The organism is Pseudomonas putida, assembly GCF_002906855.1.
Classification (GTDB): domain Bacteria; phylum Pseudomonadota; class Gammaproteobacteria; order Pseudomonadales; family Pseudomonadaceae; genus Aquipseudomonas; species Aquipseudomonas putida_N.
Genome location: NZ_MINI01000038.1, coordinates 112,000 through 125,770 on the forward strand (window position 1 = coordinate 112,000; position 13,771 = coordinate 125,770).

Sequence of the window (13,771 nt, forward strand, 5' to 3'; positions counted from 1 at the left end):
GAAAAGTTTGTGGTCTGATCAGTTAACCGCACCAGGCAGACGTATTACCTGCCGGGCGTTAACAGGCAGAGGATCCGCAAATGAAGAAAGCCCTAACCGTACTCTGCGCCGCGCTTGTGCTCAGCACACCCTTGGCCAGCTTCGCTCAACCGGGCCCGGACCGCTACGACGACGGCCCATCTCATCAGGGCTACCCGTCACACGGTAAACCCGAGCGACATGACCGCCATGACGGCGAGCGCTACCCGGCCTACCACAACCCGAACTTCCGCCCTGAAGCGGGCATGCCGATGCCACATCAGCAGTGGCATCGAGGCTATGTGGTGGAACCGCGTTACCGCGCCGACCGCTACTGGGTAACCGACTGGCGCGCGCGCCATCTGTACGCACCACCACATGATCATCGCTGGTTGTACGTGAACGGTGACTATGTGCTGGTGGCAATTGCCACTGGCGTGGTCGTCAACGTGCTCTCCGGTTACTGATTCCGACAGCCACAAGAAAGCCCGCGTCAGCGGGCTTTCTTGTTTCACGTGGAACATGGCGCCCCGAATTAAAAAAAAGGCCCGCTTGAGCGGGCCTTAGTTCTTGAACGGCTGCTGCAACCCAATTGTAGGTTCACAAAATAGGTGATAGGCCAGACCCCGTGAAATTGGAATCTTCGCCATTTTTTTTGTGAAATGAAGGGGTGCTTTTCACAGAAAAGCCGAGAAATCCCTACTCACCAATCACAAAAGTTGATTGGCCTGGAAAGGGCCGTTTACGACCGACGCGTGACTTTTCGGTAAGGGATGAGGAGTAGTCGCAGCGATCCTTTAGCTCCTAGTCTGGCGACCTTGGGTTCAGAATCCGACTGGCAATGCCCGCCGTCACTACTTCAGAGGAACCAGCTTCCTCTGCTGCCAAAATTGCGGGGGCTCATGCTGGTACCCAGGCCCGACAAATGCGCAGTTGCAGCCCTCAATTGCAAGGCTATCCAAAGCGGCACGCGTGTCAATCAAGATCTGATGCATGACGATGGCCGGCCTCACGGAGGTGAAACCGGAGATTCAGAATGACTAAACCGACCCCGTAGACACCAACCTCCACGAAGGCCGCTATCGACCCAAAGCTGTCCTTCAAGAAAGGCAGCTAACGGCGAGAAGCGGTCATTTTGTATCTACAGGTTTCGGGGCGATTCACTCGTCTGATGCTCAGGAGCACCAGGATGGGCGTCAAGGAGGTGGTCATCTTGAGGTGGACTATGCTGACCAGTTGCTCTCAAATCTAATCGTGAGGTCCTCCATGGCAAACCCCAATCTGCTGGCTCTATTCAGAGATGAAGTCCTTCTGACCGGGCCTGAAAGCTCCCTACCTAGCAACCTATCTCAGTTCTGGCTTGAGGAGCTCCAGAATCATCTGGAGAGGTATTTCGACGGTTTGAACTCGGAGTCAGATGCAGAAGAGAAGGATCTCGACATCTCCCTCCCACTCGCAGCGATCATCCACATCTTGTTCGCAAAAAATGGTGGGGAGGAGATATCCGAGAGCTCTGAAAAGCTGTACGAGTATTTCCAAGACTACCGGCTCGAACTGGCCCTTGAAGAGATCACGCGAAAGACTCATGTGGCTGCCGAGGCTGCAACCATTGAGACCATCTTCACCAACCGAGACGTCCTGGTGGAGCAAAGCCCCCTTCTTCAATAGGTACCTCCACCGATGCCATCGCCGGCGGGCACGCTCCGAGGCATTGATGGAATGCATTTTGACGACTGCCGAGATCAGCGAATGAAAGAAATTGCTGCGCCGATGTTCGATCTAATCGCTTTGTCGCTTCCACGAGGGTTGGGGTTTGGGGACAGCCCGCCAGTAGGGGCATGGCTTAGTGAGGACGGAATTTCTTGTGCCGCTCTAACCCGAAATATCAATTCCGGCAGCTTCGGAATTGTCACCTTGCGGCGTCGTGTCGATAGCGTGTGGGTGCTCCTCAGCCATGGTGAGTGCACCACTGGCGAGTCCGAAGCCCGCGCCTCAATCAGCCATTTTCTCTATACCCAAGCCCATCCGCTTCCACTCCCTTCAGGTGAACGACGACGTGCTCCTCTAAGCAGAATGGGTAAGCGCACACCAAGCGTGGTGTTCAAATCACTATTTGATCCAAGCCGCCGTATTGGGGCGTGGGCGCTGAATCAACTGTATCTCGCACTGCCATCCCCAGACAGAAATTGGGTTCCCGATTGCCAGACTGAGAATTTTCACACCCGCCTCTGGGAAGCCCACCTATTAGCGATTTTTCGTGAACAGGGACTCTTGGTCACCCAGCCTAAAGAATCACCCGATTTTCACATCGAGAATAGGCTGGGAGATGAGGCCTGGGTTGAAGCAGTGACAGCCAACCCGGAAGAGCGGTATGAGCATTTTGGCGCCTCGCCGGTCCCCCCACCCGCTGACCGACATGAGCGTTTCTTAGGAGCGGCTGCAGAAAGGTTTGCGAGGACCATCCAAAACAAATTGGACAAGCGTTACGAATCCCTACCGCACGTGGAGGGTAAGCCGCTCATTCTGGCCTTAGCCGATTTCCATGCGCCCAGTTCAATGCTGTGGAGCAGGGAGTCGCTCATCAGCTATCTCTATGGCTTTGCAGTTCACTCATCTGCGCATCGTGGTACGCACCTGATAACTGTGGAGGAAGAGACATCTCTGCTATCAGGGCGCCCCAACGGCCTATTTACGCTAATGGAAAATGCCCATCTTTCAGCGGTCATTTTCACCAATGCCTGCACAGTGCCAAAGCTCAGCCGAGTGCCGATCTCAGGTGGAGCTCATCTAGACGGGTACCGATACTTGCGGTTTGGTGAGTTTTTCGACCGTTCTCCGGGAGCATCACGAGGTATCCCATTTCTGTTGGATGTAGCGTCCAGCGACTACGGTCAGCTCTGGCCGCAATATGGCTACGAGCCGTGGTCTGCTGAAGTGGAGGTATTCCATAACCCTATGGCACTATACCCGGTGCCTAATGAGTTGATACCAGAAGTCACCCACTGGAGAGAAGTAAACGGAAGAGTCGAGTGCGAATCTTTCTTTGATGTATCCATACTCCGATCCAGAACACTCGTCCTCAGTGCAAACGCTAAGGTTCCGTCACTCGATGAGTTGCTGACAGCAGCCAGTCCTCCAGAGCTCTGACGGCGGCGGGGTGGCCGCATCGTTGCCACGCAGGTAGATGAGAATTTCTCAGCAAGCTACCCAGCCAGGGGAAGGACATGAGATCCCCTGCGCAATTCAGGACCGTTGAAGCGTCACCTCTCTTCGGGTAAAAGCATGACCGTCATACAACGCTACAACAGCGTCATACCCGAGAGCATAGGAAGAAAAATGTCGATCCAAGGACTAAAACGATACTTTGGAAACAAGATTCACGCAGTGATAATGATGGCCCCGCTTAAGCGGGAAATGATACGCCTCGGCATATGCACCCTTATGGCGATTATTCTGAATATCATCTTGTATACCGGCGTTGAAGTAGACGGCACCATCAAGCCGTGGGCAGAAACCCCGATAAAACTGTTTGCATCGTCGATGTTATTCGCCTTCATGATCAAGGCTTTTCTGCCAGTTCTCGGCTGGACGATACTGAAAGCAATGCTGTTGAGTGCGAACAATGCCTTCAGCGGCATACTGAGTTTTTTGGGCAATCAGTTCACAGGCGTCATGTACTGTACCGGAATTATTATGGGTTCTATCACGATTAAATTGTATATGGTTTCCGGGGTTTTAGACTCTGAGTTTGCTTATCTGTCCGCAATCGTATTTGCTTCCGGGGTTTTATATTTCTATGTGCTGCAATGCGCCATTCAAAAAACAATGAGTCCGGCCCTGCGTACACCAGCAGTACCGCGTTAAACCACTAGGCTGTGACTATTCATCTCTGGTGCTCAGTAGGCGCTCGCTCTGCTGAACCCTCACCCATACACAACCATTAATGGACTGGCCCGCCTTCGACTTTATGAAGAAGGCGAGCGAGCACGTGACTGATTGCGCATGTATTCCGAGATGAGACTTTCGAAATTGATGTCCGCCTCCTCAACGAGAATATTGACGTGACAGTACAGCTCTTCAGGACCTCTGAGATAATTGAAAATCCTTGATCTAACGATGCCGCAAACCCCTTCTTTGACCGCCGTAGAGGGGAGGTTGATAACATCGCCAACGCACGGGATAAGAGCTAGGCCATGGTCGCTGTTGAAGACAATGTCAGCTGGACAGGCATCAATGCTGGCATCGGATTGTCCTTGCGAAACCTGCTGATAATCAATGCTATACCTCATGTACAGCCTACCTCATTTGTTGAGTGAGGAATCAGCGCCGCGGATCGTAAACAGAAACCTCAAGTTCGCAAGCGACGGGAGCATGTAGCGGATTTTCGGTACTAGAGAGCTTGGCAACTATCGTTTTTCAAGCACATACCCTACGCCCCGAAGCGTATGTATCAGTTTGGTCTCGAAAGGGTCATCTATCTTGGCTCTGAGTCTTCGAATCGACACCTCTACAACGTTTGTGTCGCAGTCAAAATTCATATCCCAAACCTGCGAAATAATTTGGGTGCGGCTCAGCACCACACCGGTATTACGCATCAGGTAATGCAGTAACGCGAATTCTTTCGTGGTCAGGTCAATGCGCTGACCGTCCCTGAATGCCCTGTGCCGGCTCTGATCAAGCTCCAGGTCAGCGACGCGAATGACCTCTACGGATGCAGGGTGATCTGACCTGCGCATCAAGGCGCGAACCCGGGCCAGCAGCTCAGGGAACTCAAATGGCTTGATCAGGTAGTCATCTGCTCCGTTCTCCAGCCCCCGGACCTTATCCGCCAGCCGGCTTCTCGCCGTCAGCATCATGATACGGGAAGGGCAGTTTTTACGACGCAACAACTCAAGGACCTGCCAACCGTCCATCTCTGGCAGATTTATATCCAGGATAATCAGCTCATATTCGTGCTGCTTAGCCAAGAATAATCCATCTGACCCGGTGTGGACGCAATCTACGACATAGCCACATTCCGTCAGACCTTGACGCACATACTCCGCAGTTTTTACTTCATCCTCAATTACCAGAATTCGCATGGGATTTTGTCTCGATATCACTGAGCAATTAACCGCGCACGCGCGCCGGCATTATTGAAAGGGATGGTAAATCAAAATGAGCGTGCCGGGGCTCAAATGACGGATTTGTAATTTCTAGGTAATACAGTTGATAGTCTGGCGGTATATCTTGTCGCGGTTTGGGTTTGACAGTTGCGGGCCCTCTCTCCAGCAGGTGATTTGACCTTATGAAGTATTGGGTTATTTTCTTCTTTGTGCTGGCTTCGTTCCGCTCAGATGACGGCGAGGTCGCTCACATTGAAGAGACTGGTCATTGGTGTAGTCATGAACTTCACCGGCATGCGATGCGTACAATCGAACGCCTACTTGAATTTTAGGCAAAAAAAAGGCGCCCAATGGGCGCCAAATATCCACCTTTTACCAAAGGAGCACTTAAGCCACTCAAGGTGAATGCGTAATGCTCGTTTTACTAACAGGACCCGCCAATGGATAACTGGCCCAGTTAGCGAATTACAGAATCGAAAGCGGGTACTCGATGATTACACGAGTTTCATCCAGATCCGATTCGAAAGCAGTGGCACGCGTGGTTGCCTGGCGCAACCGGAAGGACAGATCTTTTGCCGGACCGGTTTGGACAACGTATTTGACTTCGACGTCACGCTCCCAACGCTTCTGATTGTCGAGCGGGTTGCCGTTGTCGTCGGTGCGCATGTAGAACTGGTTAGCGTTCGAGTAATCCGCACCCGAGCCTCTGGCGTAGCGCGTCATGAACGTCAGGCCTGGAATGCCGTAGCTGGTGAAGTTCAGGTCATAGCGCAGCATCCAGGAACGCTCTTTCGGCGAGTTGAAGTCGCTGTACTGGATGGAGTTGTCGACGAAAATCGAGTCCGACTGACGCAGGTAGTCGAAATCGTCGTCGCCGTTGTTGCGCTGATGCGACAGGGCCAGGGTGTGGGCACCGTAACGCACACCGACCTTGGCACTCCAGATGTTGTTGTCGAATTCACCCAGGCGCTTCTTACCTTCATCTACGGCTTTGTAGTAGTTGAAGCCACCGATCAGCGCCAGATCGTCGCTCAGCGGGTAAACCACGCTTGTGCCGGCGTAGTACTGATTCCAGACGTCTTTCAGCTGGCTGGCGTAGACGCTCACAGTCCAGTTGTCGTTGATCGAGTAGTCACCGCCACCGTAACCGATCCATGGCGAGTTGACCGGGCCGCCGTAGAACGTCACGAAGTTGTCGTTCAGGTTGCTTGAGACCGGCTGGCTCATCGCATGCAGACGACCACCCTGGAGGGTAAGGCCCTGGATGCTGGTGTTCTCAACGGTCACACCGCGGAAACTCTCTGGCAGCAGGCGAGAGTCACCCGATGCGACGACCGGGGTCGATGGGAAGACATCACCCACTTTCACGATGGTATCGAACAAGCGGACTTTGGCTGCGCCGCCGACCTTGGTGTATTCGTCGCGAGCTTCACCCTTGTTATCAACGGGCAGCACGTCGAAGGAGCTACGGCCGCCGTTGCGCCCATCACCGGTGTCGAGCTTGAGGCCGATCATGGCAAAGGCATCAACGCCAAAGCCAACGGTACCTTGGGTAAACCCGGAGTTGAATTTGCTGATGATCGCGTGCGCCCAGGCTTCGGAGTAGCCGTTCGTATTGCCCTTGCCACTGTTGTAAGTGGGGGCGGTGCTGTCGCGGTTATCACGGTTGAAGTAGAAGTTACGGTTCAACACTGTAAGGCTGCTGCCTTCAATGAAGCCTTCTGGCTTGTCTTCAGCTTGTGCCGAAATAGCATAGCTTCCAGACAGCGCAGAAACTGCCGCCAAATACAGTGGTACTTTGATTTTCATCCGATGCTCCTTTGATTCACGGCAGTTTTTATTATGTTTACCGGCGCGGGTGTCGTTAGTTGTTCTGACCCGGCGGCGCGCCTAGCGTAGCGCGAGCTCATATTTGCAGGCCGAAGATAACGGGAGGGTGATAGGACAATTACAATTTCGTCATCTACCTGTTATTCGGCACCTTCGCACCGCGTGTTTGCCATCTCTGTTGCTTGTATCGAAATCATCGTGTCGGGTTGGGTTTCCCAGTATTTACGGGCATTACAAAGCTTTCTTACGAAATTGTAATTTTCTAGCCACCCCTCTGATAGCTACCGCTCATTAGAGTGCCATCACCTAATCAAGTGGGGCTTGGCAGCTGTTTCGGCGTTCTCGCCAAGCTTTATCGAAGTTTGTGCACGAGGACCATCAAAGTGCCCCGGTATAACCGCAATGTCTTACCCAAGACCCCCGTCTCGCCCTGGAAGATCGCTGCACTCTGTGCAGTCATCTCTGGGTTGATGGCGCCTGCAGCCCTTGCCCAAAGCATCAGCTTGCCCCAGGCGCTTTCGACGGCCATGGATGCCAACCCAGACCTGGCCGCGGCCAGGCAAGAAATTGGGATCGCTGATGGTGCTCGCAAGCAGGCCGGGCTTATCCCCAACCCCACAATCTCGTATGACGTGGAAGACACCCGTCGTAACACCAGCCAGACGACTGTCTCTCTCAGCCAGACCCTTGAGCTGGGCGGTAAGCGGGGGGCTCGTGTTGACGTCGCCACATACGGGCAGACCGCCGCACAGCTTGAGTTAGACCGTCGCGTTAACGGCCTGCGTGCAGATGTCGTCCAAGCCTTTTACGCCGCGTTGCGGGCCCAGACAGGTCTCGACCTGGCCAAGCAATCTCTCGAACTGACTGAGCGCGGTCTTCGCATCGTCGATGGCCGTGTTCGCGCAGGTAAGTCGTCCCCAGTGGAGGCGACCCGCGCTCAAGTGCAACTGGCCGAAGCCCAGCTGCAAGTTCGACGTGCAGAAACGGAAAAAGCGACCGCTTACCAACAGCTCGCTCAAATTACCGGGAGCTCAGTCACCGTGTTTGATCGACTCGAATCGCCAACCCTCTCCCCGGGCTTGCCACCTCGCACTGAAGATCTGCTGGCTAAGCTCGACCAAACAGCAGAAATGCGTCAGGCCGTGGTGCAGATAGACAAGAGCGATGCCTCGCTCGGCTCAGAGAAAGCTCAGCGTATCCCGAACCTTACTGTCAGTGTAGGTAGCCAGTACGACCGCTCTGTGCGCGAGCGGGTCAACACTGTGGGCCTGTCTATGCCTTTGCCGCTGTTCGATCGTAACCAGGGCAACATTCTTTCCGCTTCTCGTCGTGCAGATCAGGCCCGGGACCAGCGCAATGCTGTTGAGCTGCGCCTGCGCACCGAAACCCAAACCGCGTTGAACCAATGGTCCACCGCCATGCAGGAGGTCGAGTCCTACGACAAGACCATTCTGCCTTCAGCCCAACAAGCCGTAGAGACCGCAACCCGCGGCTTCGAGATGGGCAAATTCGGTTTCATCGAAGTGCTGGATGCCCAGCGCACCTTGATCGTCGCTCGTGGCCAATACCTCGAATCGTTGGCAGCGGCGACCAATGCGCGTGCGCAGGTGGAAAGGGTTTATGGCGAAGTCGGCTCAACCGCCGGCACTCGCTGAACGGGCCAAACATTTTCTTCGGCACACAGCCTTGAACAAGCCGGTGCCTACGATCAGCAGGAGTAGCAATGGATAACAAACGCAAGATCGCCCTCGCGGTAGCCGCTGTGGCAGCCCTCGGATTTGGCAGCCTTGCCTGGAACAACAGTTCCGGACAGCAGGCCGCCAGTACTGCCGAGCATGGCGCTAACGATGGCCATGGCGACGAAAAGAAAGCCGCATCTGCCGCCAAAGAGGAAGGTGATGAGGGCCATGGTGAAGAAGGCCACAGCGAAGAGGGCGGTGAAGAAGAGGGCAAGCTGACGCTCAGCGCTGAACAGATCAAGGCCGCTGGTGTTGCCCTGGAAGCTGCAGCGCCTCGTGACCTCGGTACCGTCGTGAGCTTCCCTGGCGAAATTCGCTTCGACGAAGATCGTACTGCCCACGTGGTTCCTCGTGTTCCTGGCGTTGTTGAGGCTGTCCAGGCCAACCTGGGCGAGACGGTCAAGAAAGGGCAAGTCCTCGCGGTAATCGCCAGCCAGCAGATCTCTGACCTGCGCAGCGAACAACAGGCCGCACAGCGTCGCGTCGAACTGGCGCGTGTGACCTTCGAACGTGAGAAGCAACTGTGGCAGGACAAGATCTCTGCAGAGCAAGACTACCTCCAAGCACGCCAAGCGCTGCAAGAAGCGGAGATCTCCTTGGCCAACGCCAAGCAGAAGGTCGGCGCAATCGGTGCCTCGGTTAACTCCGTTGGCGGTAATCGTTACGAGCTCCGCGCTCCCTTCGACGCCGTGGTAGTGGAGAAACACCTGACCGTCGGCGAAGTCGTCAGCGAGGCGACCAACGCCTTCATCCTTTCCGACCTGAATCAGGTCTGGGCGACCTTCGCAGTTCCGCCGACAGATCTGGGCAAGGTCACGACTGGCCGTGCAGTGAAAGTCTCTTCGCCTGACATGAACGTCGAGGTCGAAGGGAAGGTGGGTTATGTCGGCAGCCTGCTGGGCGAGCAAAACCGTGCAGCTACTGTCCGCGTCACCTTGACCAACCCCAACGGCGCCTGGCGTCCAGGCCTGTTCGTAAACATTGCGGTCACCTCCCAGACCGATCGAGTTGCCGTAGCGGTCCCTGAGCACGCTGTGCAGACCGTTGAAGACAAACCTTCGGTATTCGTACGCACCCCAGATGGCTTTGACACCCGCCCGGTAAAACTGGGTCGCCGCGACAATGGGTACGTGGAAATCATCGACGGTATTGAAGCCGGCGCCCAGGTAGCAACCAGTGGCAGCTTCACACTCAAGTCCGAGCTCGGCAAAGCTTCTGCCGAACACGGTCACTGATGCGAACTGACAGGATGATTTCTCATGTTTGAACGTATCATCAGATTCGCCATCGAGCAGCGCATCGTAGTAATGATCGCCGTTCTGATCATGGCGGGTATCGGTATCTACAGCTATCAAAAGCTGCCCATCGATGCGGTACCCGATATCACCAACGTCCAGGTGCAGATCAACACTGCAGCGCCTGGTTACTCGCCCTTGGAAACCGAACAACGGATCACGTTTCCAGTTGAAACGGCCATGGCCGGTCTCCCGGGCCTTCAGCAGACCCGTTCCCTGTCTCGCTCTGGCCTGTCTCAGGTCACCGTGATCTTCAAGGATGGCACTGACATCTTCTTTGCCCGCCAGTTGATCAACGAGCGGCTGCAGGTTGCGAAGGAACAGCTGCCAGAAGGTGTAGAGGCCGTCATGGGTCCGGTATCTACCGGCCTCGGCGAGATCTTCCTGTGGACTGTTGAAGCCGAAGATGGCGCGGTCAAAGAGGACGGTACGCCGTACACCCCGACCGACCTGCGCGTGATCCAGGACTGGATCATCAAGCCTCAGCTGCGTAACGTCCCGGGTGTGGCCGAGATCAATACCATCGGCGGTTATGCCAAGCAGTTCCTGGTTGCGCCGGATCCAAAGCGCCTGGCTACCTACAAGCTGACACTCAATGACCTGGTCGCAGCGTTGGAAAGTAACAACGCCAACGTCGGTGCCGGCTACATCGAGCGTAATGGTGAACAGTTGCTCATCCGTGCACCGGGTCAGGTAGGCAATATCGAAGACATCGCCAACATCGTGATCACCAGTGTGGATGGTGCACCGATTCGCATCAGCAGCGTTGCTGACGTCAGCATCGGTAAAGAGCTCCGTACAGGTGCTGCTACTGAGAACGGCCGCGAAGTCGTGCTCGGTACCGTGTTCATGCTGATTGGTGAAAACAGCCGCACCGTATCTCAAGCTGTCGCCGCCAAATTGGCGGACATCAACCGCACCCTGCCAAAGGGCGTGGTGGCTGTGACTGTTTACGACCGTACCAACCTGGTTGAAAAAGCCATCGCGACGGTGAAGAAGAACCTGGTGGAAGGCGCGATCCTGGTTATCGCCATTCTGTTCCTGTTCCTCGGCAACATCCGTGCGGCTCTGATCACCGCGATGGTGATTCCGCTGTCCATGCTGTTCACCTTCACAGGCATGTTCAACAACAAGGTCAGTGCCAACTTAATGAGTTTGGGGGCACTCGACTTCGGCATCATCGTCGACGGTGCCGTGGTTATTGTAGAAAACGCGATCCGTCGACTGGCTCATGCGCAACATAAGCATGGCCGCATGCTCACCAAAACCGAACGCTTCCACGAGGTCTTTGCCGCGGCGCGAGAAGCTCGCCGGCCGCTGATCTTCGGTCAGCTGATCATCATGGTGGTGTACCTGCCGATCTTCGCCCTCACCGGCGTCGAAGGCAAAATGTTCCACCCGATGGCCTTCACCGTTGTGATGGCGCTGCTGGGTGCAATGGTCCTGTCCGTTACCTTTGTTCCTGCAGCTATTGCCATGTTCGTCACTGGCAAGGTGAAGGAAGAGGAAGGCGTGGTCATGCGCACAGCTCGACTGCGCTATGAACCGGTTCTGCAATGGGTGCTGGGACATCGGAACATCGCTTTCTCGGCCGCAGTAGCCTTGGTCGTGCTCAGTGGTTTGCTGGCAAGTCGTATGGGTAGCGAGTTCATCCCAAGCCTCAGTGAGGGTGACTTTGCGATGCAGGCCATGCGTGTGCCTGGAACGAGCCTCACTCAATCTGTCGAGATGCAGCAGCGTCTGGAGAAAGCGGTGATTGCGCAGGTGCCTGAAGTTGAGCGGATGTTCGCACGCTCGGGTACCGCAGAAATTGCATCTGACCCGATGCCGCCGAACGCCTCTGACGCCTACATCATGCTCAAGCCTCAGGATCAGTGGCCTAACCCGAAGAAGCCTCGTGATGAGCTGATTGCTGAAGTGCAGAAGGCCGCAGCGGGTGTTCCAGGAAGCAACTACGAGTTGTCGCAGCCAATCCAACTGCGTTTCAACGAGCTGATTTCGGGCGTGCGTAGTGACGTCGCTGTGAAAGTCTTCGGCGATGACATGGACGTGCTCAACAACACCGCCAACAAGATCGCGGCAGCGCTCAAAGCGGTCCCGGGCTCATCGGAAGTGAAAGTTGAGCAGACATCCGGCCTGCCGGTGCTGACCATCAACATTGACCGCGAAAAAGCAGCACGCTACGGCCTGAACATCGCGGATGTTCAGAACTCGATCGCTATCGCCGTGGGTGGCCGTCAGGCCGGCACGCTGTATGAGGGCGACCGTCGGTTCGACATGGTAGTACGCCTACCAGAGACCGTTCGCACCGACGTAGCGGGTATGTCCAGCTTGCTGATCCCGGTACCTGCCAATGCGGCACAGGGTGCCAATCAGATCGGCTTCATCCCGCTGTCCCAGGTCGCCAATCTGGACCTGCAACTGGGCCCGAACCAAATCAGCCGCGAGAACGGCAAACGTCTGGTTATCGTCAGCGCCAACGTTCGAGGCCGCGATCTGGGGTCCTTCGTTGAGGAGGCGACCGCATCGCTGGACAAGAAGGTGCAAATCCCTGCGGGCTACTGGACGACTTGGGGGGGCCAGTTCGAGCAGCTGCAGTCGGCTGCCAAACGCCTGCAGATCGTTGTTCCAGTCGCCTTGCTGCTGGTCATGACCTTGTTGTTCCTGATGTTCAACAACCTGAAGGACGGCATGCTGGTCTTCACCGGTATTCCATTCGCACTCACCGGTGGTGTTGTGGCGTTGTGGCTGCGGGACATCCCACTGTCGATCTCGGCAGGTGTCGGCTTCATTGCACTGTCCGGCGTTGCAGTACTGAACGGCCTGGTGATGATTGCCTTCATCCGCGGGCTAAGGGAGGAGGGACGAACGCTCAGACAGGCAGTCGATGAAGGTGCATTGACCCGTCTGCGACCTGTTCTGATGACAGCCTTGGTAGCGTCCCTGGGCTTCATCCCGATGGCTTTGGCCACCGGCACCGGTGCCGAAGTTCAGCGGCCATTGGCGACGGTGGTGATTGGCGGGATCCTGTCCTCCACCGCACTGACCTTGCTGGTACTGCCTGCCCTGTATCACTGGGCACACCGCAAGGATGAAGACGGCGACGAGGCCGAAGTGGTTAGCTAACAGCCTCCGCTAAAGAGAAGCCCACAACACGTGTTGTGGGCTTTTTTGTTTAAAGTGAAGTAGATGCACTTACCTTTCAAAATTGTAAGTTTCTCGTCATGCCGGTGATGCCTATGCATTGCTAAGGTTACGCCCGAGAAGTTTTGAAATTGAGAGGGTTTTATGAAAAAGCTAATTATCGCTGCTGCACTTGTTGTTTTCTCGGTGGCTTCGCAGGCCAACACTTTCTCCGAGAGCAAGCAGCTTCAATACACCAAGGAACACCAGACCGCAGTGGCCAAGTACGCGGAGAAAAATGGCAAGCCAATGCCAGAGATTCAGGATTACAAATATGGCATGAAGATAGACGTTGCGAAATTCGTACGTCAGTCGCAGGACCCCCGTACCTGCCAGGTCTATCCACGGTTGATGACCTTCGAGGACTCCCAGGGCACGCTCAAGACTGTTCGTTACTCGATGTATTCGCAATGCATCAACAACAAGTAGTAAACGATTTGAACAGAACAATTAGAGAATTCATAAATGCCAGGCAGTGCCTGGCATTTTTTATTACGCCCGATACCCCATAGCTTCGAAATGTTAACGCCTGGGCTCGGGCAAACCGTGCAATAGATCTTAGCCAACCAACAGAGACGGCTCCCCAACTGCAGAGGGCAAT

11 protein-coding genes are annotated in these 13,771 nt (G+C 55.1%); 8 read left to right on the forward strand and 3 right to left on the reverse strand.

Features of this window, described 5'->3' with window-relative positions:
• The first annotated feature begins 80 nt into the window (after nucleotides 1–80).
• From BGP85_RS12970 to BGP85_RS12985, 4 genes are all read left to right on the forward strand, one after another.
• Nucleotides 81–485, forward strand: a complete 405-nt coding sequence (locus BGP85_RS12970; RefSeq protein ID WP_103448386.1) for an RcnB family protein — start codon at nucleotides 81–83, stop codon at nucleotides 483–485.
• A gap of 799 nt (nucleotides 486–1,284) precedes the next feature.
• A complete protein-coding gene (locus BGP85_RS12975; protein WP_153428583.1) occupies nucleotides 1,285–1,686 on the forward strand; it encodes a hypothetical protein in 402 nt (133 codons plus the stop codon).
• Between the two features lie 51 nt (nucleotides 1,687–1,737).
• Nucleotides 1,738–3,165, forward strand: a complete 1,428-nt coding sequence (locus tag BGP85_RS12980) for a hypothetical protein (protein WP_196997244.1) — start codon at nucleotides 1,738–1,740, stop codon at nucleotides 3,163–3,165.
• A gap of 189 nt (nucleotides 3,166–3,354) precedes the next feature.
• Nucleotides 3,355–3,882, forward strand: a complete 528-nt coding sequence (locus BGP85_RS12985; RefSeq protein WP_012269855.1) for a hypothetical protein — start codon at nucleotides 3,355–3,357, stop codon at nucleotides 3,880–3,882.
• 101 nt (nucleotides 3,883–3,983) lie between these two features.
• Here BGP85_RS12985 and BGP85_RS12990 read toward each other — a convergent pair whose 3' ends face one another.
• The 3 genes from BGP85_RS12990 to BGP85_RS13000 all read right to left on the reverse strand — a co-directional run bounded on the left by BGP85_RS12990 (nucleotide 3,984) and on the right by BGP85_RS13000 (nucleotide 6,932).
• Entirely contained in the window at nucleotides 3,984–4,307 is a 324-nt protein-coding gene (locus BGP85_RS12990) for a hypothetical protein (RefSeq protein ID WP_010951457.1), read from the reverse strand.
• Nucleotides 4,308–4,424: 117 nt separating this feature from the next.
• The gene (locus tag BGP85_RS12995) at nucleotides 4,425–5,099 is read right to left on the reverse strand and encodes a heavy metal response regulator transcription factor (protein WP_003253420.1); all 675 of its coding nucleotides are present in this window, start codon (nucleotides 5,097–5,099) and stop codon (nucleotides 4,425–4,427) included.
• A 489-nt stretch (nucleotides 5,100–5,588) separates the two neighbouring features.
• The gene (locus BGP85_RS13000) at nucleotides 5,589–6,932 is read right to left on the reverse strand and encodes an OprD family porin (protein WP_003253422.1); all 1,344 of its coding nucleotides are present in this window, start codon (nucleotides 6,930–6,932) and stop codon (nucleotides 5,589–5,591) included.
• A 404-nt stretch (nucleotides 6,933–7,336) separates the two neighbouring features.
• Between BGP85_RS13000 and BGP85_RS13005 the strand changes: the two genes are divergently transcribed.
• From BGP85_RS13005 to BGP85_RS13020, 4 genes are all read left to right on the forward strand, one after another.
• Nucleotides 7,337–8,608, forward strand: coding sequence for a TolC family protein (locus BGP85_RS13005; RefSeq protein WP_010951456.1), 1,272 nt, complete (start codon nucleotides 7,337–7,339; stop codon nucleotides 8,606–8,608).
• A 68-nt stretch (nucleotides 8,609–8,676) separates the two neighbouring features.
• Nucleotides 8,677–9,927, forward strand: a complete 1,251-nt coding sequence (locus BGP85_RS13010; protein ID WP_010951455.1) for an efflux RND transporter periplasmic adaptor subunit — start codon at nucleotides 8,677–8,679, stop codon at nucleotides 9,925–9,927.
• A gap of 24 nt (nucleotides 9,928–9,951) precedes the next feature.
• Nucleotides 9,952–13,113 carry a CusA/CzcA family heavy metal efflux RND transporter gene (locus tag BGP85_RS13015; RefSeq protein ID WP_010951454.1) on the forward strand — a complete coding sequence of 1,054 codons (3,162 nt, stop codon included), beginning with the start codon at nucleotides 9,952–9,954 and terminating at the stop codon, nucleotides 13,111–13,113.
• Between the two features lie 162 nt (nucleotides 13,114–13,275).
• Nucleotides 13,276–13,599, forward strand: a complete 324-nt coding sequence (locus tag BGP85_RS13020; RefSeq protein WP_003253432.1) for a DUF2790 domain-containing protein — start codon at nucleotides 13,276–13,278, stop codon at nucleotides 13,597–13,599.
• Nucleotides 13,600–13,771 lie beyond the last annotated feature (172 nt).

Bases quoted from the DNA above. Each gene is read 5' to 3' on its own strand.
- BGP85_RS13015 (WP_010951454.1), top strand. From the start codon at position 9,952: ATGTTTGAACGTATCATCAGATTCGCCATCGAGCAGCGCATCGTAGTA.
- BGP85_RS12980 (WP_196997244.1), top strand. From the start codon at position 1,738: ATGCATTTTGACGACTGCCGAGATCAGCGAATGAAAGAAATTGCTGCG.
- BGP85_RS13000 (WP_003253422.1), bottom strand. From the start codon at position 6,932: ATGAAAATCAAAGTACCACTGTATTTGGCGGCAGTTTCTGCGCTGTCT.
- BGP85_RS12970 (WP_103448386.1), top strand. From the start codon at position 81: ATGAAGAAAGCCCTAACCGTACTCTGCGCCGCGCTTGTGCTCAGCACA.
- BGP85_RS12985 (WP_012269855.1), top strand. From the start codon at position 3,355: ATGTCGATCCAAGGACTAAAACGATACTTTGGAAACAAGATTCACGCA.
- BGP85_RS12990 (WP_010951457.1), bottom strand. From the start codon at position 4,307: ATGAGGTATAGCATTGATTATCAGCAGGTTTCGCAAGGACAATCCGAT.
- BGP85_RS13010 (WP_010951455.1), top strand. From the start codon at position 8,677: ATGGATAACAAACGCAAGATCGCCCTCGCGGTAGCCGCTGTGGCAGCC.
- BGP85_RS12995 (WP_003253420.1), bottom strand. From the start codon at position 5,099: ATGCGAATTCTGGTAATTGAGGATGAAGTAAAAACTGCGGAGTATGTG.
- BGP85_RS13020 (WP_003253432.1), top strand. From the start codon at position 13,276: ATGAAAAAGCTAATTATCGCTGCTGCACTTGTTGTTTTCTCGGTGGCT.
- BGP85_RS12975 (WP_153428583.1), top strand. From the start codon at position 1,285: ATGGCAAACCCCAATCTGCTGGCTCTATTCAGAGATGAAGTCCTTCTG.